Source organism: Mycobacterium decipiens (genome assembly GCF_963853665.1).
GTDB lineage: Bacteria > Actinomycetota > Actinomycetes > Mycobacteriales > Mycobacteriaceae > Mycobacterium > Mycobacterium decipiens.
This window is the reverse complement of the sequence record NZ_OY970459.1, coordinates 115,449-140,449: the sequence shown is the minus strand read 5'-3', so window position 1 is coordinate 140,449 and position 25,001 is coordinate 115,449. Positions and strand designations below refer to the sequence as shown.

Sequence of the window (25,001 nt, the reverse complement as noted above, 5' to 3'; positions counted from 1 at the left end):
ACGCGGGCTAGGGTCCGGCTCGTTCGTCGTTGTTGAAGAGGCGTTCGGGGTGGTGGTGGCTGTTGGTGCGGGGTTGGCCGTGGTCGAGGTGTGGTGGGGGGATCCATGCGGTTTGGCCGTTGGGGAGTTTGCTTGTGCGCCAGCCCTTTGTGGCGAGTTGGTGGTTGGGTGTGCAGGCGAAGGTGAGTTTGTCGATGTTGGTCAGCCCGCCGCTGGCCCAGTCGTCGGTGTGGTGGACTTCGCACCAGTAGCCGGGGACGTCGCAGCCGGGGTGGGTGCAGCCGCGGTCTTTGGCGTAGAGGACCACGCGTTGATCGGGGGTGGCGATGCGGCGGGTGCGGCCCAGATACAGTGGGCGGGCCGAGTGTTCGTCGAAGACGGCCAGGTAGTGGTAGGCGTGGCGGGCCATGCGGATCAGGTCGGGAATGGGTAGCAGGGTGGCGGCGCCGGTGACCGCGCGCCCGGCGCCCGACGTCAGCTCGGCCAGGGTGGTCGAGACGATGACGGTGACCGGCAGCCCGTTGTGGGTACCGAGTTTGGGGTCGCCGAGTTGGCCGCGGACCAGGGCGTTGAGTGCGTCGTGTTGGCGTTGGGCGGGGCTGCGGGTGTCGCTGCGGGTGGCCTCGTGGGTGGGTTCGCCGTTGGCGCAGGGGGTGGGGTTGTCGGGGTTGCACATGCCGGGGGCGGCGAAGCGGGCCAGCCAGGCATCGAGGTTGGCGCGCAGTTCGGGGGTGGCGATCAGCGTGGCGATGCTCATCCCGTCGGATCGTTGGCCGTGCCAGGTGAAGCCGCGTTGGCGGGCGCGGTCGGCGTCGGCGAATGTCCCGTCCGGGTTGATCAACAGGGCACACCGCTGGGCCAGTTTGTCGAGTTGATCCGGACGCAGTTGGGTGGCTTGGTGGGCTAGGAAGCGTTCGGCGTGTGCGACGGTGTCGGCCGGGGTGGTCTCGGATAGCTCGCGCACGAAGGTTTGGATGACCCGCAGGTGCTGGCCGTCGAGCAGCCCGGCGCGCCACGCATGGGCGGTGGCGGGCAACTGCGGGGGTAGCTGCCCGCCACTCAGGGTGACCCGCGCCGACAGCTGTGTCACGTCGTTGATCCGGCGGCGGGCCTCGGCACAGCTGATCCGCAACCAGTCGGCGATCACCTTGTGGGCCGGCCCGCCGATCGCGGCGGGATCTGCCCGCTCCAGCCCGGCGATCACGTCGTGGCTGACCGCGACCTGGCGTCGGCGCGAGGTTTCTAGGCGCTGCAGTGCGCGCAGCCGCACGGCCGGCCGCAGGCGCTCGAAGTTCAGCTCGCCGATGGCTGCCACCGCGGCATCCAGCGCGTCGAACGCGGCGGCCACCTCCACCGGCGCGGTGATCGCACTCATGTTCGAATGCTATTGCCGGACCTCGTCCCCCCGCCACGGCACCGACCACATCTGTGGACAAACACCAAACTGTGGACCCGCGCCGCAAACATCCAAGGGTGACAAGACGCCTACGTGGTGTGTATGTTGCTTCCCGTCACAACCGAACAGCCACTGACGCGATGCGGGAGAACCTCGAAGTCGAGGCGCCGTAGGAGCAATCTCCTCCCCGGGAATCTCTCAGGCCCAAGCACCGCACCGCCGAGGCAACTCTGGAGACAAGGACGGTCGCAGACCGACCTGACCGAAGGTGTAGAGCGGCGCCATGAGGCGACGCCACAGACTCTCAGGTTTCAGGACAGAGCGGGGAGGGCGCAACCAGCCCGGTGCGATTCGGGCTCACCGAGACCGGAGTTGGCCCTTGTCCGAACTACACCAGCCGACTTTTTGGCGGCCTCGCGCGGCCCGCATGCTGCCCGTACCGCGGCCGAAATTTGCGACGCGGAATGGCTATTTCGCCGGGCAGACGATTGCTCCGGGAACACCGTTGACCAACGCCGAACAGAACGGACCGAGCCGATGAACACCCTCAACGAATCCCTGGCCACGTTCGACCCCGACATCGCAGCCCTGATCGACAGCGAGCTACGCCGCCAGGAAACCGGCCTGGAGATGATCGCCTCGGAGAACTACGCGCCGCTGGCGGTGATGCAAGCTCAGGGTTCGGTCCTGACCAACAAGTACGCCGAGGGGTACCCGGGCCGGCGCTACTACGGCGGCTGCGAATACATCGACGGTGTCGAGCAGCTAGCCATCGACCGGGTCAAAGCCCTGTTCGACGCCGAATACGCCAACGTGCAACCACATTCGGGTGCCACCGCCAACGCCGCCACCATGCACGCCCTGCTGAACCCGGGCGACACCATCCTGGGGCTGTCGCTGGCTCATGGCGGTCACCTGACCCACGGGATGCGCATCAACTTCTCCGGCAAGCTCTACAACGTCGCCGCCTACGAAGTGTCCAAACAGGACTACCTCGTCGACATGGATGCGGTTGCCGAGGTGGCGCGCGAACAGCGGCCCAAAATGATCATTGCCGGCTGGTCGGCGTATCCCCGCCACCTGGACTTCGCCCGGTTCCGAGACATCGCCGACGAAATCGACGCCGTGCTGATGGTTGACATGGCACACTTCGCCGGCCTGGTCGCCACCGGCCTGCACCCCAGTCCGGTGCCGCACGCCCACGTCGTCACCTCCACCACCCACAAGACACTCGGCGGCCCCCGCGGCGGCATCATCTTGTGCAACGACGCCGCCATCGCCAAGAAGATCAACTCCGCGGTCTTCCCCGGGCAGCAGGGCGGGCCACTCGAACATGTCATCGCCGCCAAGGCCACCGCGTTCAAGATGGCCGCGCAGCCTGATTTCGCGCAACGGCAACAACGTTGCCTGGACGGCGCGCGCATCCTTGCCGACCGGTTGACCCAGCCGGACGTCGCCGAACAGGGCATCACCGTGCTGACCGGCGGCACCGACGTGCACCTCGTCCTGGTCGACCTGCGCGACGCCGAACTCGACGGCCAGCAAGCCGAAGACCGGTTGGCCGCGGTGGACATCACCGTCAACCGCAACGCCGTGCCCTTCGACCCGCGCCCCCCGATGGTCACGTCCGGACTGCGGATCGGCACCCCGGCGCTGGCCGCACGCGGCTTCTCCCTCAACGACTTCCGCGCTGTGGCGGACGTCATCGCGGCGGCGCTGACGGCCACCGCCGACGACCAGCTGAGTCCGCTCCGCGCCCAGGTCCAGCGGCTGGCCGCGCGCTATCCGCTCTACCCGGAACTGCACCGGGCATGACCATCAGCGTTTTCGACCTGTTCTCCATCGGCATCGGCCCGTCCAGCTCCCACACCGTGGGCCCGATGCGCGCGGCGAACCAGTTCGTGGTGGCGCTGCGCCGTGGCGGTCACCTGCATGCCCTCGAGGCGGTGCGAGTGGATCTGTTCGGCTCACTCGCGGCCACCGGCGCCGGCCACGGCACCATGTCCGCGATATTGCTGGGGTTGGAGGGCTGTGAGCCGGAAACGATTACCACCGATCACAAGGAGCGCCGCCTCGCCGAGATCGCGGCGTCCGGCCGAACACGAATCGGCGGTATCGTTTCGGTGCCGCTGACCGAGAGTGGTATTGACCTGCATCCCGATGTTGTCCTGCCCACACATCCCAACGGGATGACAATCACTGCCATCGACTCCCACGGCCGCGTCCTGGCCACCGAGACCTACTTCTCGGTGGGTGGGGGTTTCGTCGTCACCGAACAGACCAGCCGCAGCAGCGGCCAACATTCGTGCTCGGTTGCGCTTCCCTACGCCTCGGCTCAGGAACTGCTCGATGTCTGCGACCGGCTCGACATGTCGATCAGCGAAGTGGCGTTGCGCAACGAATCATGTTGCCGCACGGAGAACGAGGTACGCACCGGGCTGCTGCACCTGCGCGACGTCATGGTCGAGTGCGAACAGCGCAGTATCGCTCGCGACGGGTTGCTTCCTGGCACCCTCCAGGTACGCCGCCGAGCGAAGGTGTGGTACGAGCGTTTGAGCTCCGAAGACCCCACTCGCAAGCCGGAATTCGCTGAGGATTGGGTCAACCTGGTAGCGCTGGCGGTCAACGAGGAGAACGCCTCGGGCGGGCGAGTCGTCACCGCCCCGACCAACGGCGCCGCCGGCATCGTGCCCGCCGTCCTGCACTACGCCGCGCGCTACACGCCGGCTGGGGCCGCTGACCCCGACGATGTAACCGCGCGATTCCTGCTCACCGCGGGGGCCATCGGATCGTTGTTCAAGGAACGGGCGTCGATCTCCGGAGCCGAGGTCGGCTGTCAGGGGGAAGTTGGCTCCGCGGCCGCCATGGCCGCTGCCGGATTGGCTGAGATCCTCGGCGGCACACCGCGGCAAGTGGAGAACGCCGCCGAGATCGCCATGGAACACAGCCTCGGCCTGACCTGCGACCCCATCGCCGGGCTGGTGCAGATCCCCTGCATCGAACGCAACGCGATCTCGGCCGGCAAAGCCATCAACGCCGCGCGGATGGCACTGCGTGGCGACGGCTTCCATCGCGTCACCCTCGACCAGGTGATCGACACGATGCGCGCCACCGGTGCGGACATGCACACCAAGTACAAGGAGACCTCCGCCGGAGGGCTCGCCATCAACGTCGCCGTCAACATCGTCGAGTGCTGACCAACCCACGCCTTGACCAAAGGGCCTCGCCGCGATACTGATGCGAGGTATGGCCGACATGGGTACGACGCTGGGTGGATCGGTCCACTTCGCCGGGCTTAGCGACATCGGGCGGCAACGATCCAGCAACCAAGATTGCTGGGGAGCGGACGCCGACCAGGCGCTATTCATGGTTGCCGATGGGGTGGCCGGCAGCACCGACGGCGCGCTGGCCGCTCACTTGGTGGTTGAGTTGCTCCCGACATATGTGGCCCGCCATCTCAAGCCGGCCGACTCGGACGATTCGGCCCAACCCGAGCTGCTGGGCCGCGCGGTCGCCGAGTTCTGCGATCACTTTCGCGCCTACGGCAACACCGACTCCCGCGTTGCCGGGGCCTCGACCACGGTGGTGGCCGTGGTCGTCGCGGGTTCGCGCGCTTTGGTCGTCCATCTGGGAGACAGCCGCGCCTACCTGTGCCGCGAGCGGCGCCTGCAGCGCCTGACCCGTGACCACAGCCTGATCCAGGATCTGCTCGACGCACACCAAGTCGATATTGAGCACGCCGACGAGCACCCGGCCCGGGCCACGCTGACGCGACACGTGGCGATGTCGCCACCGGCCCGACCCGATACTGCGGCGGTGGATCTGTTGGCCGGTGACCGGATCCTGCTATGCAGCGACGGACTGCACGGGGTCATCGACGAGTCATCTCTGGCGAAGATTCTGGATTCGCATCGGGTGCCTGCCGACGCGTGCGCGGCACTGATCAATGCCGCAAATGATGCCGGCGGGCCGGACAACGTCACCGCGGTGGTTATCCACATTGAGGAAAGCCATGGCGCTTGATGAGTCGGCGTGCACGACCGAAGCCGTCGACGTCGTGGTGATCGGATTTGGTGCAGCGGGTGTGTGCGCAGCCATTGCCGCCCGTGAACAGGGCGCCGAGGTCGTCGCGCTCGATCGCGCAAACGGTGGCGGTGCGACCGCGATATCGGGCGGGATCATCTACGCCGGTAGCGGCACCACGGTGCAGCAACAGGCCGGTGTGAGCGACACCTTCGAGCAAATGCTGACCTACCTTCAGCTCGAAGTCGGCGACGCCGTCAGCCAACAAACCTTGGAATCCTTCGTGCGCGGCAGCCCCGAAATGATCGATTGGCTGAGCAACTACGGGGTGCCGTTCGATCCCACACTGTGCCCCTATAAGACGTCGTTCCCGAACAATCGCTACTACTTGTATCACTCGGGTAGCGAGAACGCCGGGGCATTCCGCTGCCATACCCCGCCCGTCCAACGCGGACATCGGGTGAAGGGACGAGGTACCTCCGGCAAGAAGTTGTATGCGCCGCTTGCCAAATCTGCACTCGCCCTTGGTGTCCGGTTTCATCCCCAGACAACCGCGACGAAGCTGATCCGGGATTGCGCCGGTCGTGTGACCGGGGTGGAAGCGATGACGATGAACCATGCGCCACCCCCTGTCCGCCGGATGTATGCGGCGTTGGCGGGGGTGTCAGCCAAGCCCGGCATCTACGTTCCGCCGCTACGGCGCCTGACGGAGCGCCGGCTCAGGAGCCTCGAGCGGCGCTTCGCCCGTCCGGTGCGGATCGCCGCCCGACGAGGGGTGATCGTCTGCGCCGGCGGCTTCATCGCCAACACCGAATGGATCGAACGCTTTGCGCCGCAATACATGAACGGGCTTGCGCTGGGTACCAGTGGCGACGATGGCAGCGGTATCGCGCTTGCGCAGAGCGTGGGAGCGGTTACCCACCGGATGGACAACGTCTCAGCGTGGCGGTTCATTACGCCGCCGAGCGCATTCATCGGCGCCATCATCGTCGATCAGCAAGGTCAACGCATCATCGACGAGAGTCGGTACGGTGCGGCAGTCGGGCAAGCCATGGTGAGAGACCACAACGGCAACGGATGGCTGCTGGCCGACGCCGCGTTGATGAGGGAAGCTCGACGCCAACTAATCAAGCAACCGTTGTGGTTTCAGCGCGCCCAGTCGGCGGCGCTGATGTTCGCCGACGCCGTGAAGGCCGGGTCCCTCGTCGACGTCGCACGCGGAGCCGGTATCGATCCCGACGGGCTGCTGGCCACGGTGGAAGCGCACAACAACGCGATCGATTCCGGGACAGCGGATCCCGCCGGGAAGCCCGCGGAGTTCGTGCGTCGAATAGCTTCGGCCCCGTACACCCTCCTGAACGTTTCGGTGCGGCCAAGCCGGATCAACCCCACCCCGATGCTCACCCTCGGCGGCATCCGAGTCGATGAAGCAACCGGAGCCGTCGTCAGCAAGTCCGGCGCACCGATTCCCGGCTTGTTCAGCGCAGGACGCACCGCGATCGGAATCTGTTCCAATTCATACGTCAGCGGGCTCTCACTGGCCGACTGCGTGTTCTCCGGCCGTCGTGCCGGGACACATGCCGCCACTGCGCATTAGGCAGCCAGTTCGCGCAGTATCTCGATCAGCTTGATTCGTTCGGATCGCGTGCTCGCCAGCGGCACCACGTTCAAGGTGGTCACGCCCGACTCGCGGAACGCCGCCAACCGCTCCTTGACGAATTGCGGCGTTCCGATCAGGGAGATGTCTCGCACGAGTTCGTCGGGCACAACCTTGGCCGCGCCGTCCTTGTCGCCGGACAGGTAGAGCTCTTGGATCCGGTCGGCCTCCGGGCCGTAGCCGTAGTTGGTGGCCAGGGCGTGGTAAAAGTTCTTGCCCTTGGCACCCATCCCGCCGATGTAGAGAGCCAGCTGCGGTTTGGCGAATTCTCGCAGCGGTTCCACGTTTTCGCCAATGGCCAGCATCGGATTGGCGTACACGTCGAGTTCTCCCAACGCGGGGTCCCGCTTGGCCCGGCCGGTGGCCAGGGCCTTGCCCCACACGTCGGGCGCCTTCTCGGGCAGATAGAAGAGCGGTTGCCAGCCTTCGGCGACCTCGGCTGCCAGCTCGACGTTCTTGGGTCCCAGCGCGGCCACCAGAATCGGGATACGTTCCCGGACAGGGTGGTTCACGAGCTTGAGCGATTTGGCAAGTCCGGTGCCCTGGTCGGCGGGCAGCGGGATCGTGTAGTGCTTGCCCTCGAACTGCAGGTACTCGCGGCGCCACACCTGACGGCAGATGTCGATGACCTCGCGGGTGCGTGCGATCGGGGCGTCGTAGGGCACACCGTGGAAACCCTCGATGACCTGCGGGCCGGACGCGCCAAGGCCGAGGGTGAACCGGCCGTCGGAGACGTAGTCGAGCCCGGCCGCGGTCATCGCGGTCAATGTGGGTGTTCGGGTGTAGAGCTGCAGAATGCCCGAGGCCAATTGAACCCGTTCGGTGCTGGCTGCCAGATAGCCCAGCGCGCTCACCGCGTCGAACGAATACGCCTCGGGGACAAAGACGATGTCCAACCCGGCCCGCTCAAGTTCGGCGACTTCGGCGGCCACGTCCTTGAAGCCGCCCGCGTAGTTGATAGCCAATCCGATCCGCATGGTCAGCGCCCCCACACAGTGACAAGTTCGAGGGCCTCCCGCTGGATCCGATCGGACTGGACACCCAGTGCGTCGGACAACGCCATCGCGCCCGACAGCCGCCATACCCGGATGGCCGCGTGGTCGCGCTCCCCGACTCCCTGACTAGGGGCGTGCATAGGCACCTCGCATAATTGATTTGTTGATTAGATGCGCTCGACGGTAGAGGTCGAACACCGGTATTTTCCTTTGCAGCTAATCACTTTAGTGCTTAGCTGCGTTGTTGGGCTAACCGGGGGCGTTGCTCCAGGGCGCGGGGCCCGCCAGGTAGAGCGCGAGCACCGGGCGTAGCCATTCGATCAGGTGGGCGTCGTCCATGCCAGCAAGCGGCGGTATGCCGAGAATGTAACGAGCCACCGCGAGGCCAAGCAGATGCGATCCCACCAGGGCGGCCCGCTCGGCACCATGGTCGGGAACGACGGCAGCCAGCGCCGGGGCGACCCGGTCGACGAACACCTCAAGCAGGGCGTCCGCGGCATCGCGGTTCGTCGCGGCGGCGCGCAATAGCGGGAGAAACGGTCCCTGCGGTCCCCAGACGGCGACGAACTCGGGTAGCAGCACATCGGCGATGCGGTCCGGCGCGACGCCCGAGAGATCCGGGAAGGTGATCTCGAATCGGGAGGCCGCAGCGAACAGTTCCGCCTTGCTGCCGAAGTAATGCATGACGAGCGCCGGATCGACCCCGGCGGCCGACGCCACCGAACGGATGGTAGTTCGTTCGAAGCCATGCTCCCCGAATTGCGATCGCGCCGTGGCCAGGATCGCCGATCGGGTGGCCGCTGCGTCTCGCATCTTCGAGGGCATGCCCACCAGTGTATTCAACAACTGTTGACATGGCTCGCGCACGGGGCTACCGTCGAAGTCAACAGTTGTTGAACTCGCGACAAGGAGGTCGCGGCCATGACCGTCACAGCCATCCAGATCGGACTCGATCCCGACGCGATCGACTATTCCTCCCCCGACTTCGCCCAGTTTCCGGGCCTGTCCAGGGAGAAATTGCGCGCCGCCAACGATGACAACATCGCGGCGTTGCGCGCCGCCGGCTATCGGGTCGACAACTGCCTGATCGACTTCGGCGAGGCAGGCGCCGACAAAGCTCGTCGATGGCTGGGAGCCAAGCGCTACGACGCGGTGCTCATCGGCGCGGGCGTACGGCTGGTCGCCAGCAACACGTTGCTGTTCGAGTCGATCGTCAACGCCGCGCACGTCACGCAGCCGGGCTGCCGGTTCGTATTCAATCGCGCCCCCACAACGACCCCAGACGACATCCGTCGCTGGTATCCGGAACCGGAAGGGTTGGCGCGATGATGACCCACGATGTTGACGTCCTCGTCGTCGGCGCCGGGCCCACGGGCCTGACCGCCGCCGGCGACCTTGCCCGGGCCGGCCGGTCCGTCGTTGTCCTGGAGCGATGGCCCACGATTAACCCGTCGAGCCGCGCATTCGCCACCATGCCGCGCACGTTGGAGGTCCTCGATGCCCGCGGCCTCGCCGACGATCTGTTGGCGCACTCGCACAAGGCAGCGGGCGTCACGATCTTCGCCGGCGCCCGCATTGACTTCACCCACCTCGACTCGTTTTATCGGTTCGTGATGGTCACTCCGCAAACCAATGTCGATCGCGCGCTGGCCGGCTACGCCGAAGCGCAGGGCGCCGATATCCGGCGTGGCACCGAGGTCATCGGACTCGATCAGGACGCTGACGGTGTGACGGTGACCGCGCAGCCGCGCGACCACGACGCAAAGCAGCACTGGCGGGCGCGGTACCTGATCGGCGCCGACGGGGCGCACAGCACGGTTCGCACGTTGGTAGGTGCTGACTTCGGCGGCAAGACGATCTTGTCGTCAATCATCCTCGCCGACGTCAAGCTCGCGCACGGGCCAGCCAGCGGCAGCCTGACCGTCGGCAGCACTCGCGACGTATTCGCGTTCCTAGCCCCTTACGAAGCCCCACACCACCGACACGACGCCGACGGCTCCTGGTATCGCGCGATGGTCTGGGACCGCAACAACCAGATGCCCGACAGCGAGCCGGTGGATCGGGAGGAAATCGTCGGCATCTTTGCCCGAGCGATCCAGACCGACCTCGGGGTGCTCGATATCGGATGGAAGTCCCGATTCCATTGCGACGAAAGACAAGTCGCGAACTACCGGCACGGTCGCGTGTTCCTCGCCGGGGACGCTGCGCACGTCCACTCCCCGATGGGCGGGCAGGGCATGAACACCGGTATTCAGGATGCGGCGAACCTCGCGTGGAAGATCGACGCGGCGCTCGCCGGCGCGGACGAGGCGGTGCTCGACAGCTACCACGACGAGCGCCATCCGATCGGCAAGCGGGTCCTGCTGCAGTCGGGGCTCATGGCGCGTGGCATCACGCTTTATCCGCGAGTTGCACGATCGTTGCGAAATCTCTTGGCCCCCCGGCTGCTTCGTGTTCCCCGCCTGCGCGACGCGGTGGCCGGAAGCTTCGCGGGAACGGCGTTGCGGTATGCCCACCGACGCGACGAGAGCTCTCTGGTCGGCACCCGCGCGACCCAGATTCCGTTGACACACGGTCGGTTGACCCAACTGCAACGCCAGCCTGGCTTCGTTGTGGTCCGTGGGTGCGGAGCGACCCCGATAGCCGCCGAGCTGCTCGAAGCACAGCGCGCGGATCGCGGTCCCGCGGTGCTGGTGCGGCCCGACGGCTACATCGCTTGGGCCGGCGATTCGGCGGATCGGTCCGGGTGGGCTGCGGCCCTGGCCCGGTGGACCGCTCCCAAGACCCCTGCCGAAGCATCCCGCGGGTAACAAGCCGCACTGTTCACCAACGGGCATGCCAGGATGAATTGTGCCCCACCTCGTCATCGACGGCGCAGCCATCGCAACCACCGATCCGACGGGTACCGAATACTCTTCGGGTCACATCGTCGTGGCAGAGGGTTTGATCGTTACGGTCGGCGATGGACCGGCCCCGGTGGTACCCGGCGCGACCGTCGTCGACGGACGCGATTGTCTGGCTACCCCCGGATTTGTCAATACCCACGACCACCTCTGTCAGTGGATCACCCGCGGCTACGCGCAGGGCGACGGGTTGTTCGGATGGCTGGAGACGCTGTTTCCGCTGTGGTGTCGGCTCGATGCCGAGCTGGAGTTCGCTGCCGCCAGCGCGGCGCTGGCCAGGTTGGCGCTGACCGGCTGCACAACGACGATGGATCACCACTATGTCTTTACCGACGCCGGCGGCGACATGCTGGGCGCGGAAATCGCCGCGGCGGACCGCATCGGTGTCCGCTTCCATCCAACCCGCGGGTCGATTGATTTGGGCGTCTCTTCGGGTGGACTGATACCCGATGAGAGCGCCGAGGGCCTCGATGCGATCCTGACGGCCTGCCAGGAAGCCATCGATACACACCATGACGCCGCGTTCGGCTCAATGCTGCAGATCGCTCTGGCGCCGGGCTCACCGGTTGCGGTGTCCGGTGAGCTGATGGCCCAGTCTGCGCTGTTGGCCCGAGACCTCGGGGTGCGCCTACACACCCATCTCGCGGAGGACCCTTACGAAGAGGAGTTCTGCATCGCACACTTCGGCGCGCGCCCGGTGGACTATCTGGAGTCGCTGGGCTGGCTGGGTAGCGACGTGTGGCTGGCCCACTGCGTACACCTGTCGGATGCCGACATCGCCAAGTTCGCCGCCACCGGTACCGGCGTCGCACACTGCCCGACCTCCAACGGCCGACTTGGTTCGGGCATCGCGCGGATTCCCGAGCTGCTGGGCGCGGACGTCGCGGTCGGGCTGGGCGTGGACGGCGGCTGTACCGAACACCGGGGGATGGCCAACGAATTGCGCGAAGCAACGTTGGCGGCCCGGTTCCGGCTGGGCGCCGGGGCGCTGAGCGCACGCCAGGCATTGCGGATGGCCACCGTCGGCGGTGCCCGGTGTCTGGGGCGGGAGCTTGAACTCGGATCGCTGCAGCCGGGCAAGCTGGCCGATATCGCGCTATGGCAGCTCGATGGGCTCGGCCATTCCGACATCGAAGACCCGGTGTGGGCGCTGGTGTACGGCCCGCCCGCACCGCTGCGGCTGCTGCTGGTCGGCGGAAAGACCGTCGTCGCAGACGGCGAGTTGCGCACCGCCGATACCGCGACATTGGCACGAGACGCGCGCGATGCCGCCGTGACACTGCGCCAACGCGGCGCCGACTGACCTCAGCGTCCGGCCGGATTGAAACCGACCCTGCCCCTGCGTGGCGCCGCGTCCGAGGCGATACTGATAGTCGCCGTTACAACGCCGAGCTCCTTGAAATCTGACCGACAGCGACGCCGGGAGAGCAACTATGAGCGCCGAACAGCCGACCATCATCTACACGCTGACCGACGAGGCGCCGCTGCTGGCGACCTACGCCTTTCTGCCGATAGTGCGCGCCTTTACCGAGCCGGCGGGCGTCAAGGTCAAGACCAGTGATATCTCGGTGGCGGCGCGCATTCTCGCCGAGTTTTCCGACTACCTGACCGAAGAGCAGCGAGTGCCCGACCGACTGGCCGAGCTGGGCGAGCTGACGCAGCGTCCGGAGACCAACATCATCAAGCTGCCGAACATAAGCGCCTCGGTGCCACAGCTCACCGCCGCCATCAAGGAACTACAGAACCAGGGTTACAAGCTGCCGGACTACCCGGCGGACGCCAGGACCGACGAGGAAAAGGCCGTCAAGGAGCGCTACGCCAAGGTCTTGGGCAGCGCGGTGAACCCGGTGCTGCGCGAGGGCAATTCGGACCGGCGCGCGCCCAATGCGGTGAAGCAGTACGCGCGCAAGCACCCGCACAGCATGGGCGAGTGGTCGATGGCCTCACGCACGCACGTGGCGACGATGCGGCACGGCGACTTCTACCATGGCGAGAAGTCGATGACGCTGAACCGCGCACTCAGTGTGCGGATGGAACTGGTTACCACGAGCGGCCAGACGATCGTGCTCAACCCCGAGGTGTCGCTGCAAGAGGGCGACATCATCGACAGCATGTTCATGAGCAAAAGGGCCTTGTGCGAGTTCTACGAAGAACAGATGGAGGACGCCTACAAGACCGGTGTCATGTTCTCGTTGCACGTGAAGGCGACCATGATGAAGGTCAGCCATCCGATCGTCTTCGGACATGCGGTGAAGATTTTCTACAAGGACGCGTTCGCCAAACACCAGGAGCTGTTCGACGAACTGGGCGTCAACGTCAACAACGGCCTGGTCGACTTGTACAGCAAGATCGAGTCGCTGCCGGCGACGCAACGCGACGAGATCATCCGCGACCTGCACGCCTGCCACGAACACCGCCCCGAGCTGGCCATGGTCGATTCCGCCAAGGGGATCTCGAACTTCCACTCGCCCAGTGACGTCATCGTCGACGCCTCGATGCCGGCGATGATCCGGGCCGGCGGCAAGATGTACGGCGCCGATGGACGGCCCAAGGACACCAAGGCCGTGAACCCGGAGTCCACCTTTTCCCGCATCTATCAGGAGATCATCAACTTCTGTAAGACCAACGGCGCGTTCGATCCGGCCACCATGGGCACCGTCCCCAACGTAGGCCTCATGGCGCAGAAGGCGGAGGAGTACGGCTCGCACGACAAGACCTACGAGATCCCCGAGGACGGTGTCGCCAACATCGTCGACCGCGCCACCGGCGAAGTGCTGCTGACCCAGAACGTCGAGACCGGCGACATCTGGCGCATGCCCATAGTCAAAGACGCGCCGATCCGCGACTGGGTCAAGCTGGCCGTTACCCGCGCGCGCGAGTCCGGCATGCCGGTGTTGTTCTGGCTGGACCCGTACCGTCCACACGAAAACGAGCTGATCAAGAAGGTTCAGACATACCTGAAGGATCACGACACGACTGGCCTCGATATCCAGATCATGTCCCAGGTGCGGTCCATGCGTTACACGCTGGAGCGCCTGATCCGCGGGCTGGACACCATTGCCGCGACCGGCAACATCCTGCGCGACTATCTCACCGACCTGTTCCCGATTCTGGAACTGGGCACCAGCGCCAAGATGCTGTCGATCGTGCCGCTGATGGCCGGCGGTGGCCTGTACGAAACCGGAGCGGGTGGTTCGGCTCCCAAGCACGTCAAGCAACTGGTGGAGGAGAATCACCTGCGTTGGGATTCGCTTGGCGAGTTCCTGGCGCTGGCGGTCAGCCTGGAAGACCTCGGCACCAAGTCCGGCAACGCGAAGGCCAAAATCCTGGCCAAGACGCTGGACGCCGCGACCGGCAAGCTGCTGGACAACAACAAGAGCCCGTCGCGCAAGACCGGTGAGCTCGACAACCGCGGCAGCCAGTTCTACCTCGCCATGTACTGGGCGCAGGAACTTGCCGCGCAAACCGACGACTCGGAGCTGGCCGAACACTTCGCCGCACTCGCCGACGCGTTGACCAAGAACGAAGACGTCATCGTGCGCGAACTCAACGAGGTGCAGGGCGAGCCGGTGGACATCGGCGGCTACTACGCGCCGGAGGCCGAGAAGACCACGGCGGTGATGCGGCCCAGCAAGACGTTCAACGAGGCGTTGCTGACCGCCCAAGGCTGACGCCGCTCTGGTGGCCTATCGCCGGCTAGACAACGCCGGGAGAGCCGCCCCCGCCACCGGTGCCGCCGTCTCCGCCGGTGTCGCCCATCGGGGCAGCGCCGTCGTCGCCGTCACCGCCGGCGCCGCCCGGGGTGCCGCCGGTACCGGTCGAGCTTGCGCCACCGTCCCCGCCAGCACCGCCGTCACCGCCGGTACCACCGGCGCTAAGAACATTTCCGTCGATGGCGTCGCCGCCGGTGCCCCCGTCACCGCCGTCGCCACCCATCCCGCCGGTACCGACGACACCGTCCCCGCCGACGCCGCCCATCCCACCGGTGCCACCGCCGCCCCCGTTGCTGGCATCTCCGTCGGCAAAGTCGATGCCGCCGGTGCCGCCAGCTCCCCCACGGCCGCCGGCGCCGCCGAAACCGCCGGTGACGCCCTCCCCGCCGGCGCCCCCGGCCCCGCCTTCACCGCCGCCGCCCCCGTCGCCGCCAGTTGCCCCGGCGACAATGTTGCCGCTACCGCCGGTGCCGCCGTCACCGCCGCCACCGCCGGCACCGCCGGACCCGAGCGTGCCGACGCCGCCGTTGCCGCCACCGCCACCCTTGCCGCCCGCACCGGCGGTATTGTCCGCGTCGGGATTGCCCCCAACCCCGCCGATGCCGCCGTCGCCGCCGACGCCGCCCTCACCACCTGTGCTGCCCTGGCCGCCATTGCCTCCAGCACCCCCATGGCCGCCCCTCGACCCGGTTGCGCCCGACGTGGGGTCGCTGACGCCGGCATTGCCACCCATCCCGCCGGTGCCCCCGCTGCCGCCGGTGCCGTTGATGCCTTCCCCGCCGGTCCCGCCGGCACCGCCCTCGCCACCGCGCCCGCCGTTTCGGCCGGAGAAGTCCACAGCGTCGCCGCCAGCACCGCCGTGACCGCCGTCGCCGGCCGCGCCACCGGTGTCGCCCGCACCGCCGTCACCCCCGCGACCGCCGGTACCGCCATGGCCGCCGCCCTTGCCATCGACGAAAGCGCCGTTACCGCCGTCCCCGGCGCGGCCGCCATCGCCACCGACACCCTGGGATCCCGCCTGACTTCCGGTGCCGCCCGCGCCACCGGCCCCGCCGCCGCCGCCATTGCCACCCGTACCGCCCGACTCACCATCGAGCACCCCGTCGGCACCCCGAACGCCGTTGCCGCCACGGCCACCGTTCCCACCATCGCCGCCCACACCCTGGGATCCCACCTGACTTCCGGTGCCGCCCACACCACCGGCACCACCAGCGCCCCCCGCACCACCCATCTCGCCCGCCGCACCGTCGCCGACCCCGTCGGCACCCCGAACGCCGTTGCCGCCGCGGCCACCATTGCCGCCGTCGCCGCCCACACCGTCGGATCCCGCCAGAATGCCGGCGCCGCCCACACCACCGGCACCACCAGCGCCCCCAGCACCACCCTGCTCACCCGCCTCCCCATCGAGGACTCCATCGGCGCCCCGAGCTCCGTTGCCGCCGGCGCCACCGTGGCCACCATCGCCGCCAACAGCAAACAGTCCGCCGCGGCCACCCGGCCCACCAGCGCCACCACCGCCGCCGTCCAGCGAGGCGGGGCTGCCCATCAGACCATCGCCGCCCGCACCGCCGGCACCGCCCGAACCACCGCGGCCGAACAGCGCCGCGTTACCACCGCTGCCGCCAGCCCCACCTGGTCCGGCGGTCGCCCCGTCGCCACCGCGCCCGCCGTCACCACCGTTTCCGACCAGCGACAGCACCCCGGCGTCACCGCCGGCGCCCCCGCCTGCACCCAGGCCGCCATTCCCACCGACGCCGCCGCTGCCCCACAGCCACCCGCCGGCTCCACCGGCCCCGCCGGCCGCTCCGACCCCTCCGGCGCCGCCGAAGCCGCCGTTGCCGATCAACCCAGCGGTCCCGCCGGCACCGCCAGCCACTCCGGTGTTTGCACTGTTGTCGTAGCCGTTGCCGCCATTGCCGTACAACAATCCCCCCGCCTGCCCGTTGGGCGCCGAAGCGGTGCCGTTGGCGCCATCGCCGATCAGCGGACGTCCCAGCAGCGCCTGGGTGGGCCAGTTCACCAAGTCGAACAGCGGCTGCAGCGGCGACGCGCTGGCAGCCTCCGCGGCCGAATAGGCCCCCGCACCCGACGTCAACGACCGCACGAACTGGTCGTGAAACATCGCCGCTCGCGCGCTGAGCGCCCGATAGTCCTGCGCGTGGCTGGAAAATAGCGACGCGATGGCGGCCGAGACCTCATCGGCCGCGGGGGCCTGCACCGCGGTGATCGGGGCCGCGGCCGCGACATTGGCCGCCCGCAGCACCGAGCCGATGCCCTGCAAATCCGTCGCCGCCGCCGCCAACTCCGTCGGGGTCACCGTCACATGCGACATCGCTAGCTCACCCATTCACGTGCGGTCATCGTCGAGCGCTCGGTGAAAACTGATTATTCACACAGTGTTCTACACATAGCATTTTCGCCGATTGTTGTCCGGCTTTTTCGGCCTTTCTTAGGCGGTTCGCATTCCGCCACGGGCGGCCAACCCACGCTGCAGTGCAGCCCGATTCGTACGCCGCCCTATTGACCCAATCTCATCCTCTGCATCGCCTAGCGGCCGGGATTTCCAGCGGCGTCGATGGCCCGCTCCATCTGGTCGAGCGCCGCACGCAGTTTGGCCAGCGCTTTCCGGAGTTCGTCCGCCGTCGCGGCTGGCACGTCCGGCCGCTGCGGCGGGGCGGCGGGGGTTCGGGCGGGATCGCGCCCGGTGGCGACCCGACCGGAGCCCGGCCCGAATACCTGATCGAGAGCTTCGGCCAAGGGCGGCGCGTATCCGACTCGGACCCCACCTTCGGTGCGCGGTTCGCGCACGCTGACCAACTTTCGGGAAAGTTGCGGGAAGGTTGAGCTATTCGGGTTCGTCGAAATCCGCTCGGTGTAGAGCGGTTCCACATAGAGGACGCCGCCGTCGGCGATTGGCCGACAATAGGACAATAGATTGCCGAATTCTGGATTTGTTGCCGGCCTTGGGTCAAGGTGTCGGCCGGCAACTCCAGCAACCTCAGCTTGCCGTAGTTCTCCGGATCCGAGTGCGCCGTTGCGCTGCGTTGGTGTCATTGGTGGGGTCGATGGGCGCCGACCACGACGACTCGGAGCTGGCCGAACACTTCGCCGCACTCGCCGACTCCTTGACCAAGAACGAAAACGTCATCGTGCGCGAATTCAACGAGGTGCAGGGCGAACCGTAGACATCGGCGCCCACTCCGCGCCGGACAGCGACACGACCACGGCGGTGATGCGGCCCAGCAAGACCGTTCAACGAGGCGTTGCTGACCGCCCAACGCTGACGCCGTGGAATTTGCGACCGGCGACATGACGCTGCCCGCTGCCCGCTGCCCGCTGCCCGCTGCCCGCTGCCCGCTGCCCGCTGCCCGCTGCCCGCTGCCCGCTGCCCGCTGCCCGCTGCCATGATTAGATCGCTCTATGCTGCCGCGCCTTTCAGCGATGGTTCGCAGCGCGGTCGTGATTCTTCTTGTCACCTCGTGTGCCACCGATGCCAAATCGCCGCCTACCTCCACCTCGAGCACCCCAACGGCGACCTCGCCGACCGACACCTCCGCCGTCGCGCCGAGCGGGCCTGCAGTCGGTCCGTCAGTCGTAACACCGATCGTGGGCTCGGCGCTTGCGCCGCCGGTCGCCGTCCCGGCCACCGATGGCAAAGTTCATCTGGCCTATGAACTGAAACTCACGAATACCCTCGACCAAGAGGTCACGCTGACGTCGGTCGCCGCAGTGGTGGGCGGCAAGACGCTGCTCACACTAACCGGTGACGGCCTGGCATTTTGGACACGGATTATCGGCAGCCAGACCCCGACCACCAAGATCGGCCCGGCTCAGACCGCGCTGATCTGGCTCGACGTCACCGTCGACCAACCCGCAGACGTCCCCACTGAAATCGGCCACATGGTGGGCCTGACCGTGCCGCACCCGCAACCGCCCCTCGTCCCGTCGACGATGACGGAATCGATCGCCTTCACCAAGGTCGCCGCACGCAAACCGGTGACAATCGCGCCACCGCTGAGCGGACCAGGGTGGTTGGACGGCGACGGCTGCTGCGCCATGTCTGCGCACCGCACGGCCCTGAACCCCATCAACGGGCAACTGTGGGGAGCGGAGCGGTTCGCGATCGACTTCGTCCAGCTCACCCCGGAGGGCCGCCTGTTCATCGGCGACAGAACGAAGGTCGAGAGCTACCCGTACTTCGGCACCGACATCCACGCGGTCGCCGACGGCCCGGTCGTTGCGGTGGTGGACAACCTGCCGGAGCAAGTGCCCGGTGCGAATCCCTCCGGCCTGCCGCTCGACCAATACGGCGGCAACCACGTGGTGCAGGACATCGGCGAGGGCAACTATGCGTTCTATGCGCATTTGGCGACCGGTAGCGTGCGGGTCAAGCCCGGCGACCGGTTGACCGCTGGGCAGGTCTTTGCCTCGCTGGGCAACAGCGGTAACACCACTGCGCCACATCTGCACTTCCATGTGATGAGTACGCCTGAGCCGTTGCGCTCCAATGGCTTGCCGTATGTCTTTGTGAGTTTCCATCTTGACTCCCGGATCGCCTCTGATGCGGCAGTTGACCAGCTCGCCGATAGCGGCGGCCCGGTGCCGACGCAACAGGGTTTCGCCCAGAGCGACAAAACCCATGTGATGCCGCTGCAGCTCGACACGATGAGCTTCCCGAACGGTTGACCCGCTGGCGTCCGGGCCTAGCGTCCGGGACTTCCAGCCGCGTCGATGGCCCGCTCCATCTGGTCGAGCGCCGCACGCAGTTCGGCCAGCGCTTTCCGGAGTTCGTCCACCGTCGCGGCTGGCACGTCCGGTCGCTGCGGCGGGGCGGCGGGGGGTTCGGCCGGGATCGCGCCCGGTGGCGACGCGACCGGCGGCACAACCTGCGGCGGCGCAGGCGCGCCCGCCTCAGGCGGCGGTGCCGTGGCGGCATCACCGCCGGGAGCGGTCGCGACCCGACCGGTGCCCGGCCCGAATACCTGATCGAGAGCTTCGGCCAAGGTCGGCGCGTATCCGACTCGGACCCCACCTTCGGTGCGCGGTTCGCGCACGCTGACCAACATTCGGGAAAGTTGCGGGAAGGTTGAGCTGTTCGGGTTCGTCGAGATCCGCTCGGTGTAGAGCGGTTCCACATACAGGACACCGCCGTCGGCGATCGGCAGCGACAATAGATTGCCGTAGTGGATCCGGTTCGACCGTTCCAGCAGCGTTCGCTCGGACGCGACCCGGGTGTCGGAGATCATCGAGTTCTGGATTTGTTGCGGGCCTTGGGTCAAGGTGTCGGTCGGCAACTCCAGCACGGTCAGCTTGCCGTAGTTCTCCGGATCCGAGTGCGCCGAGATGTAAGCGGACAGGAATTCGCGGTTGTAGCCGACCATCGCCGACGCCAGCCGGAAGGACAGCCTAGCGGTCTGCTGGTCGCCGACGAGGACGTAGAACGGCGGTTGCGCTGCGTTGGTGTCATTGGTGGGGTCGCTAGGCACCGACCAGAAGGCGTTGGTGGTGAAGAACTCTCGCGGTTCGTCGACATGGTACTTCGCGAGCAAACCCCGCTGAACCTCGAACAGGTCCTCCGGATACCGGAAGTGGGCCCGCAACTCATCGGGAATGCCGTCCTCGGATTGGACGGTGCCGGGAAAGACGCGCATCCACGCTCGCAGCACCGGATCGTCCCGATCGAACTGATATAGCGTTACGGTTCCGTCGTAGGCATCCACGGTGGCCTTGACCGAATTTCGCACATACGACACCTGTTTGCCCTGCCGCACAACGCCGGTCGGGCTAGTCACCGGCCCCTCGAGCGAGCTGCGTTGCGCGTACGGATAGGTGTCCAGCGTGGTGTAGGCGTCGACGATCCAGACGATCCGTCCCTTCACCACGACCGGATAGGGATTGTCATCGGTGGTCAGCCATGGCGCCACCCGCTGCACGCGTTCCTTCGGGTCGCGGTGGATTAGCACCTTGGACTGCGAACCGATCTCGCGGGAGAACAGGAACTTGTGCTCGGCGAACTTGGTGGCAAACACCGTGCGGTTGAACCAGTTTCCGATCGGCACGCCACCTGCGCCGGTGTAGGCGTACTTGGACGTGTCGGTGTCATACTCGCGGGGCGCGGACCCCGGGGCACCGCCGACGATCGCGTAGTCGGGATCGGACTGGGCGATCACCTCGCCGTAGTAGACGCGCGGTTGCGTGACCGGGATGACCTGTCGACCAGAATCCATCGACGCAATGTCGCTGACCGTGTAGATCGGGTACCCGCTGTTGCTGTCGGAGATGTTCATGGCATCGCGAGCCGCCGCGTTCACCCGATTGGCTGGGGCGGCGACGAAGCCGTTGCCATGCGTGTACACGGTGTGTTTGTTGATCCAGTCGGTCTGATTCCCGGTGAGACTGTTCGGCGAAAGTTCGCGGACGCCGACGATGTAGTCGCGCAGCTCGCCGTCGATCCGGTAGCGATCGATGTCGAGCACCTCGGGGAAGCTGTAGAAGTTCTTGAGCTGCTGTTGCTGGGTGAAGGTTCGCGACAGGATATGCGGGTCCAACAACCGCACATTGGCGATCGTGGTGACGTCCGCCGGCACGTCGCGGGGCTGTTTGGTGCCGATGCCGGGATAGCTGCGGTACTCCACCCAATCGCCACCGAGCCGATACGCCTGACGCGTCGCTTCGATATTGCGTTGGATATACGGGCGTTCGACATCGGCGGCGTTCGGACGCACCGAGAACTGCTCCATTAGCAGCGGCCACAGGCCACCCACCAGCATCGCCGACAGCACGAGCAGCGCGGTAGCCATCGCGGGAATCCTCAAGTCGCGCAGAAAGATCGCCGCAAAGAACGACAACCCACACAGCACGGCGATCGCCAGCAGCACCAGCTTGGCCGGCAGCTCGGCGTGGATGTCGGTGTAGCCGGCACCGGTGAAGGTTGGCTCCTTACGGCCACTCGACAGCAGCTCATAACGGTCGAACCAGTAGGCAACAGCCTTCAGCAGAATAAACGTGCCGGCGAGCACCCCGAGTTGAATTCGAGCGGCCTGGGTGAGCAGACCCCTGCCGGTCGTCAGACGAAGGCCGCCGAACACATAGTGCGTCAGCAGGCTCGCAACGAACGCCAGGACGATGGCGACGAATAGCCAGTTCAACACAGACCGGTAGAACGGCAGATCGAAGACGAAAAACCCTATGTCATAGCCGAATTCGGGGTCGGCGATGCCGAAGGAACTACCGTGGAGGAACAGCTGAACCGGCACCCAGTCGAACTGGGCGATCAGCCCGCACAACACACCAAGTGTGACCGCGATGCCCCATCCGAACAGGCGCGGTCGGCGCATCACCTCGGTGCGAAATGGCGCGATGGGATCCTTCTGCGGCTCGGCCGGCATAAAGAACGGCCGCGAGCGGTACGCCATCAGCAGGGCAACAAACACAACTCCGCCCACCACAAGCGCAACCGCACCGACGATCGCCACCCGGGTTAGCAACACCGTGACCCAGACACTGCGAAAACCGACCTCGCCAAACCACAACCAGTCGACGTAGATGTCCACTAACCGCGGTCCGAACAGCAGTAACGCAAGTACGCCGATCCCTGCCATGACAATTACGCGGGAGCGCTTGGACAACACCGGGCGCCTTCCCGGCGAACGTGTTTCCATCCGCGCCTCCTACACCCCAGAGCCGTGTTGCGGCGAACTGGCTATCGACGCAACGGTGATACGGCCGGGCACTCCCTGCCACGTTGCGGCCCGGTCGCAATGCCAAGAAGGTCGCGGCCGATGCGCGCGACGACGCCGCGAAGGCACGATCGGGACTGCCCGCACCCGGGAAATGGCCGCCAACAGTGCGATGACCAATCCCGCGATGACAGACACGGACAGTTCCATGATCACTTCCCAGGGTAGACGAGCACGGCCTACGATCAGGCCACCTTCAGCCGACAACCCGAAACGAGGTGTATGCGTACCTGAACCGGGGAATTCTGACTACGACAGTTGGGGTCCCGTGGCCGAACGGGCTAAGGCCGTAGCCGATCGCGACGAAAGGTGTGCCATGCCGCTCTCCGATCATGAGCAGCGCATGCTCGAGGACATTGAGCGAGAACTGCAGGGTCAAGATCCCAAACTCGCCGATGACCTGCGCGCTCCTTCCTGGTCCATTCGCCGACCCATGCTGGCGGCGGCGCTGTTCGTGAGCGGATTGGCGGCGATGCTCAGCGCGATCGTATTGGTTCCCAACATCGTTCTGGCGCTCTTGACGGTGTCCGTTCTTGGTTTCCTGCTGATGCTCGCCGGCGGGTTGTGCCTGATCACCGGATCCCGCATTCACCGGGCTGGTTAGCTATGGCCGGTTTCGCGCCCAGCCGTACGACGATGCCGTGGAGCTTGCCCCACCCCGAGTGAGTGAGTATTCTCTCACCATGCTCGCTTCGGGACGTGATCGGCTGCTGGCCGCGGCGCTCAGGCTATTTGCCAGCAAGGGGTACGCCGCGACGTCGGTCGCCGACATCCAGCGGGCGTCAGGCCTGGCACCTGGCTCGGGCGCGCTCTACAAGCACTTCGCCTCCAAGCGCGAGCTGTTGGAGGCCGCCGTTGCCCACCGGATCGACACCATCGTGGCCGCTCGAGAGCAATACGACGCCGGGGAACCGAGCAGCGTCGAGCAGGCCGTCCGCACCGCAGGCCAGTTGATCTGGGACAACCTCAAGCAGAGCGAGGACCTACTCAAGGTCACGCTGCGCGAACCCGGCGAACTCGGCGAACTCGGCGAGAAGACCTGGCAGGTCATCACCGACAACGCCTATCAACGCTTCGCGCAGGATTTGGCCGCGTCCAACCGCTCCGGCCGCACGCACATCCCCGATCCCGAGGCGACCGCGGCCGTGGCAATCGGGTCGCTCTCGTATGCCGCGACGCTGCAAGCACTGACCGGCCACTCGCCCGGCAACATCGACGACGACCGGTACTTCGAGGCCTGGGTCGGCCAGACGCTCAGCGTCCTCGCGCAGTACACCAATCGCAAGAAACGTTGATCACCAACCTATTTCAGGAGTAGAGCTGTGACGTTCTCACTGCAACTGAGCGACGATGTGATAGAGGTCCGCGATTGGGTGCACCAGTTCGCGGCCGAAGTAATCCGCCCCGCCGCGGCCGAATGGGACGAACGTGAAGAGACTCCGTGGCCGGTGATCCAGGAGGCCGCGAAGGTCGGTCTGTACTCCCCCGAGTTTTTTGCGCGGCAGTCCACCGAGCCGACGGGGCTGGGCCTGCTCGTCGCGCTGGAGGAGATGTTCTGGGGTGATGCGGGTATCGCGATATCGATCATGGGTACCGGCCTGGCCGCAGCGGCGTTGGCCGGCAACGGAACTCCCGAGCAGCTGGGCCGCTGGATTCCCGAGATGTTTGGGACGCCCGGCGACCCCAAGCTCGGGGCATTTTGCTCATCGGAGCCCGACGCCGGTTCCGACGTTGGAGCCATCCGCACTCGTGCCCGCTTCGACGAGGCGACCAGCGAGTGGGTTCTCAATGGCACCAAGACCTGGGCGACCAACGGCGGCATCGCCGACGTGCACATCGTGGTGGCATCGGTCTATCCCGAACTCGGCACGCGCGGCCAGGCCACGTTCGTCATCCCGCCGGGCAGCAAAGGTCTGGCTCAGGGGCAGAAGTTCAAGAAGCACGGCATCCGCGCGTCGCACACCGCCGAGGTGGTGCTCGACAACGTCCGCCTGCCCGAGGACCTGATCCTCGGCGGCCGGGAGAAGTTCGAGGCGCGGATCGCTCGGGCCAAATCCGGTGCGTCCACGGGTGACCAGGCGGCAATGAAGACCTTCGAGCGCACCCGGCCCACCGTCGGCGCGATGGCCGTCGGCGTGGCGCGCGCGGCATATGAATATGCCCTCGACTACGCCTGCCAGCGCGAACAATTCGGTCGCAAGATCGGCGAGTTCCAGGCGGTGGCGTTCAAGCTGGCAGACATGAAAAGCCGTATCGACGCGGCCCGGCTGTTGGTATTGCGGGCCGGCTGGATGGCGCGCAATAACCAGAGCTTCGACGCCGCGGAGGGCTCGATGGCCAAGCTGGTGGCGAGCGAGACCGCGGTCTACGTCACCGACGAGGCCATCCAGATCCTGGGCGGCAACGGGTATACCCGCGACTACCCGGTCGAGAGGATGCACCGTGACGCGAAAATCTTCACGATCTTTGAGGGAACCAGCGAGATCCAGCGCCTGGTCATTTCCCGTGCGCTGACCGGCCTGGCCATCCGTTAGGCGCCGCACCCGGGGCTGTGCCTGCCCTGCTACGCAGGTCT

The 25,001-nt window shown here is 66.5% G+C and carries 18 protein-coding genes, 3 pseudogenes and 1 riboswitch; of the genes and pseudogenes, 13 read left to right on the top strand and 8 right to left on the bottom strand.

Annotated features, from left to right (window positions below; translation table 11 throughout):
- Positions 1-7: 7 nt before the first annotated feature.
- Entirely contained in the window at positions 8-1,375 is a 1,368-nt protein-coding gene (locus AADZ55_RS00675) for an HNH endonuclease signature motif containing protein (protein ID WP_341286248.1), read from the bottom strand.
- 154 nt (positions 1,376-1,529) lie between these two features.
- Positions 1,530-1,620: riboswitch (glycine riboswitch) on the top strand.
- A gap of 313 nt (positions 1,621-1,933) precedes the next feature.
- Here AADZ55_RS00675 and glyA point away from each other — a divergent pair.
- From glyA to AADZ55_RS00655, 4 genes are read left to right on the top strand one after another with little or no spacing between them, the layout of a single operon-like run.
- A complete protein-coding gene (gene glyA, locus AADZ55_RS00670; RefSeq protein ID WP_085327558.1) occupies positions 1,934-3,211 on the top strand; it encodes a serine hydroxymethyltransferase in 1,278 nt (425 codons plus the stop codon).
- Positions 3,208-4,593, top strand: a complete 1,386-nt coding sequence (locus tag AADZ55_RS00665; protein WP_085327559.1) for an L-serine ammonia-lyase — start codon at positions 3,208-3,210, stop codon at positions 4,591-4,593. Before glyA ends, AADZ55_RS00665 begins: the two co-directional genes overlap by 4 nt.
- A gap of 58 nt (positions 4,594-4,651) precedes the next feature.
- Positions 4,652-5,419 (top strand): PP2C family protein-serine/threonine phosphatase, encoded by a 768-nt coding sequence (locus AADZ55_RS00660; RefSeq protein ID WP_207569182.1) that lies wholly within the window; start codon positions 4,652-4,654, stop codon positions 5,417-5,419.
- Positions 5,409-7,016, top strand: a complete 1,608-nt coding sequence (locus AADZ55_RS00655) for an FAD-binding protein (protein WP_085327561.1) — start codon at positions 5,409-5,411, stop codon at positions 7,014-7,016. The genes AADZ55_RS00660 and AADZ55_RS00655 overlap by 11 nt, the downstream gene beginning before the upstream one ends.
- On the opposite strand, the gene AADZ55_RS00650 is transcribed toward AADZ55_RS00655, so the two are convergent.
- The 3 genes from AADZ55_RS00650 to AADZ55_RS00640 all read right to left on the bottom strand — a co-directional run bounded on the left by AADZ55_RS00650 (position 7,013) and on the right by AADZ55_RS00640 (position 8,896).
- Complete coding sequence (locus AADZ55_RS00650) at positions 7,013-8,053, bottom strand: LLM class F420-dependent oxidoreductase (RefSeq protein WP_085327565.1); 1,041 nt, start codon at positions 8,051-8,053, stop codon at positions 7,013-7,015. The genes AADZ55_RS00655 and AADZ55_RS00650 overlap by 4 nt on opposite strands.
- A gap of 2 nt (positions 8,054-8,055) precedes the next feature.
- Positions 8,056-8,211: a hypothetical protein gene (locus AADZ55_RS00645; RefSeq protein ID WP_242670380.1), complete on the bottom strand. Its 156-nt coding sequence runs from the start codon at positions 8,209-8,211 to the stop codon at positions 8,056-8,058.
- Positions 8,212-8,320: 109 nt separating this feature from the next.
- Positions 8,321-8,896 carry a TetR family transcriptional regulator gene (locus AADZ55_RS00640; protein ID WP_085327566.1) on the bottom strand — a complete coding sequence of 192 codons (576 nt, stop codon included), beginning with the start codon at positions 8,894-8,896 and terminating at the stop codon, positions 8,321-8,323.
- Positions 8,897-8,992: 96 nt separating this feature from the next.
- Between AADZ55_RS00640 and AADZ55_RS00635 the strand changes: the two genes are divergently transcribed.
- The 4 genes from AADZ55_RS00635 (at position 8,993) to AADZ55_RS00620 (ending at position 14,645) form a co-directional block, all read left to right on the top strand.
- Positions 8,993-9,400 carry a hypothetical protein gene (locus AADZ55_RS00635; RefSeq protein WP_085327562.1) on the top strand — a complete coding sequence of 136 codons (408 nt, stop codon included), beginning with the start codon at positions 8,993-8,995 and terminating at the stop codon, positions 9,398-9,400.
- The gene (locus AADZ55_RS00630; RefSeq protein ID WP_085327567.1) at positions 9,400-10,881 is read left to right on the top strand and encodes an FAD-dependent oxidoreductase; all 1,482 of its coding nucleotides are present in this window, start codon (positions 9,400-9,402) and stop codon (positions 10,879-10,881) included. Before AADZ55_RS00635 ends, AADZ55_RS00630 begins: the two co-directional genes overlap by 1 nt.
- 40 nt (positions 10,882-10,921) lie before the next feature.
- Positions 10,922-12,277 (top strand): 8-oxoguanine deaminase, encoded by a 1,356-nt coding sequence (locus AADZ55_RS00625; RefSeq protein WP_085327563.1) that lies wholly within the window; start codon positions 10,922-10,924, stop codon positions 12,275-12,277.
- 130 nt (positions 12,278-12,407) lie between these two features.
- Positions 12,408-14,645, top strand: a complete 2,238-nt coding sequence (locus tag AADZ55_RS00620) for an NADP-dependent isocitrate dehydrogenase (RefSeq protein WP_085327564.1) — start codon at positions 12,408-12,410, stop codon at positions 14,643-14,645.
- 25 nt (positions 14,646-14,670) lie between these two features.
- On the opposite strand, the gene AADZ55_RS00615 is transcribed toward AADZ55_RS00620, so the two are convergent.
- Positions 14,671-17,019 (bottom strand): PE family protein, encoded by a 2,349-nt coding sequence (locus tag AADZ55_RS00615; RefSeq protein ID WP_341286247.1) that lies wholly within the window; start codon positions 17,017-17,019, stop codon positions 14,671-14,673.
- 215 nt (positions 17,020-17,234) lie between these two features.
- Positions 17,235-17,722 (bottom strand): annotated as a pseudogene (locus AADZ55_RS00610) (membrane protein); the annotation flags it as partial.
- A 30-nt stretch (positions 17,723-17,752) separates the two neighbouring features.
- Between AADZ55_RS00610 and AADZ55_RS00605 the strand changes: the two are divergent.
- Positions 17,753-17,971 (top strand): annotated as a pseudogene (locus tag AADZ55_RS00605) (NADP-dependent isocitrate dehydrogenase); the annotation flags it as partial.
- A gap of 136 nt (positions 17,972-18,107) precedes the next feature.
- Positions 18,108-19,373 carry a M23 family metallopeptidase gene (locus tag AADZ55_RS00600; RefSeq protein ID WP_423202344.1) on the top strand — a complete coding sequence of 422 codons (1,266 nt, stop codon included), beginning with the start codon at positions 18,108-18,110 and terminating at the stop codon, positions 19,371-19,373.
- Between the two features lie 17 nt (positions 19,374-19,390).
- Here AADZ55_RS00600 and AADZ55_RS00595 read toward each other — a convergent pair whose 3' ends face one another.
- The gene (locus AADZ55_RS00595; RefSeq protein WP_085325551.1) at positions 19,391-22,348 is read right to left on the bottom strand and encodes a UPF0182 family protein; all 2,958 of its coding nucleotides are present in this window, start codon (positions 22,346-22,348) and stop codon (positions 19,391-19,393) included.
- A gap of 163 nt (positions 22,349-22,511) precedes the next feature.
- Positions 22,512-22,582, bottom strand: a pseudogene (locus AADZ55_RS23440) (hypothetical protein); the annotation flags it as partial.
- 160 nt (positions 22,583-22,742) lie between these two features.
- Between AADZ55_RS23440 and AADZ55_RS00590 the strand changes: the two are divergent.
- From AADZ55_RS00590 to AADZ55_RS00580, 3 genes are all read left to right on the top strand, one after another.
- On the top strand, positions 22,743-23,030 hold the full coding sequence (locus tag AADZ55_RS00590; RefSeq protein ID WP_165759403.1) for a DUF3040 domain-containing protein: 288 nt from the start codon (positions 22,743-22,745) through the stop codon (positions 23,028-23,030).
- Positions 23,031-23,109: 79 nt separating this feature from the next.
- The gene (locus tag AADZ55_RS00585; RefSeq protein ID WP_085325549.1) at positions 23,110-23,721 is read left to right on the top strand and encodes a TetR/AcrR family transcriptional regulator; all 612 of its coding nucleotides are present in this window, start codon (positions 23,110-23,112) and stop codon (positions 23,719-23,721) included.
- Positions 23,722-23,748: 27 nt separating this feature from the next.
- On the top strand, positions 23,749-24,960 hold the full coding sequence (locus tag AADZ55_RS00580; RefSeq protein ID WP_085325548.1) for an acyl-CoA dehydrogenase family protein: 1,212 nt from the start codon (positions 23,749-23,751) through the stop codon (positions 24,958-24,960).
- Positions 24,961-25,001: the final 41 nt, after the last annotated feature.

Coding starts and splice junctions, on each gene's coding strand:
- AADZ55_RS00645 (WP_242670380.1), bottom strand. CDS start 8,211: ATGCACGCCCCTAGTCAGGGAGTCGGGGAGCGCGACCACGCGGCCATC.
- AADZ55_RS00665 (WP_085327559.1), top strand. CDS start 3,208: ATGACCATCAGCGTTTTCGACCTGTTCTCCATCGGCATCGGCCCGTCC.
- AADZ55_RS00630 (WP_085327567.1), top strand. CDS start 9,400: ATGACCCACGATGTTGACGTCCTCGTCGTCGGCGCCGGGCCCACGGGC.
- AADZ55_RS00635 (WP_085327562.1), top strand. CDS start 8,993: ATGACCGTCACAGCCATCCAGATCGGACTCGATCCCGACGCGATCGAC.
- AADZ55_RS00595 (WP_085325551.1), bottom strand. CDS start 22,348: ATGGAAACACGTTCGCCGGGAAGGCGCCCGGTGTTGTCCAAGCGCTCC.
- AADZ55_RS00590 (WP_165759403.1), top strand. CDS start 22,743: ATGCCGCTCTCCGATCATGAGCAGCGCATGCTCGAGGACATTGAGCGA.
- AADZ55_RS00615 (WP_341286247.1), bottom strand. CDS start 17,019: ATGTCGCATGTGACGGTGACCCCGACGGAGTTGGCGGCGGCGGCGACG.
- AADZ55_RS00620 (WP_085327564.1), top strand. CDS start 12,408: ATGAGCGCCGAACAGCCGACCATCATCTACACGCTGACCGACGAGGCG.
- AADZ55_RS00600 (WP_423202344.1), top strand. CDS start 18,108: ATGCTGCCGCGCCTTTCAGCGATGGTTCGCAGCGCGGTCGTGATTCTT.
- AADZ55_RS00650 (WP_085327565.1), bottom strand. CDS start 8,053: ATGCGGATCGGATTGGCTATCAACTACGCGGGCGGCTTCAAGGACGTG.
- AADZ55_RS00660 (WP_207569182.1), top strand. CDS start 4,652: ATGGGTACGACGCTGGGTGGATCGGTCCACTTCGCCGGGCTTAGCGAC.
- AADZ55_RS00585 (WP_085325549.1), top strand. CDS start 23,110: ATGCTCGCTTCGGGACGTGATCGGCTGCTGGCCGCGGCGCTCAGGCTA.
- AADZ55_RS00655 (WP_085327561.1), top strand. CDS start 5,409: ATGGCGCTTGATGAGTCGGCGTGCACGACCGAAGCCGTCGACGTCGTG.
- AADZ55_RS00675 (WP_341286248.1), bottom strand. CDS start 1,375: ATGAGTGCGATCACCGCGCCGGTGGAGGTGGCCGCCGCGTTCGACGCG.
- AADZ55_RS00640 (WP_085327566.1), bottom strand. CDS start 8,896: ATGCCCTCGAAGATGCGAGACGCAGCGGCCACCCGATCGGCGATCCTG.
- glyA (WP_085327558.1), top strand. CDS start 1,934: ATGAACACCCTCAACGAATCCCTGGCCACGTTCGACCCCGACATCGCA.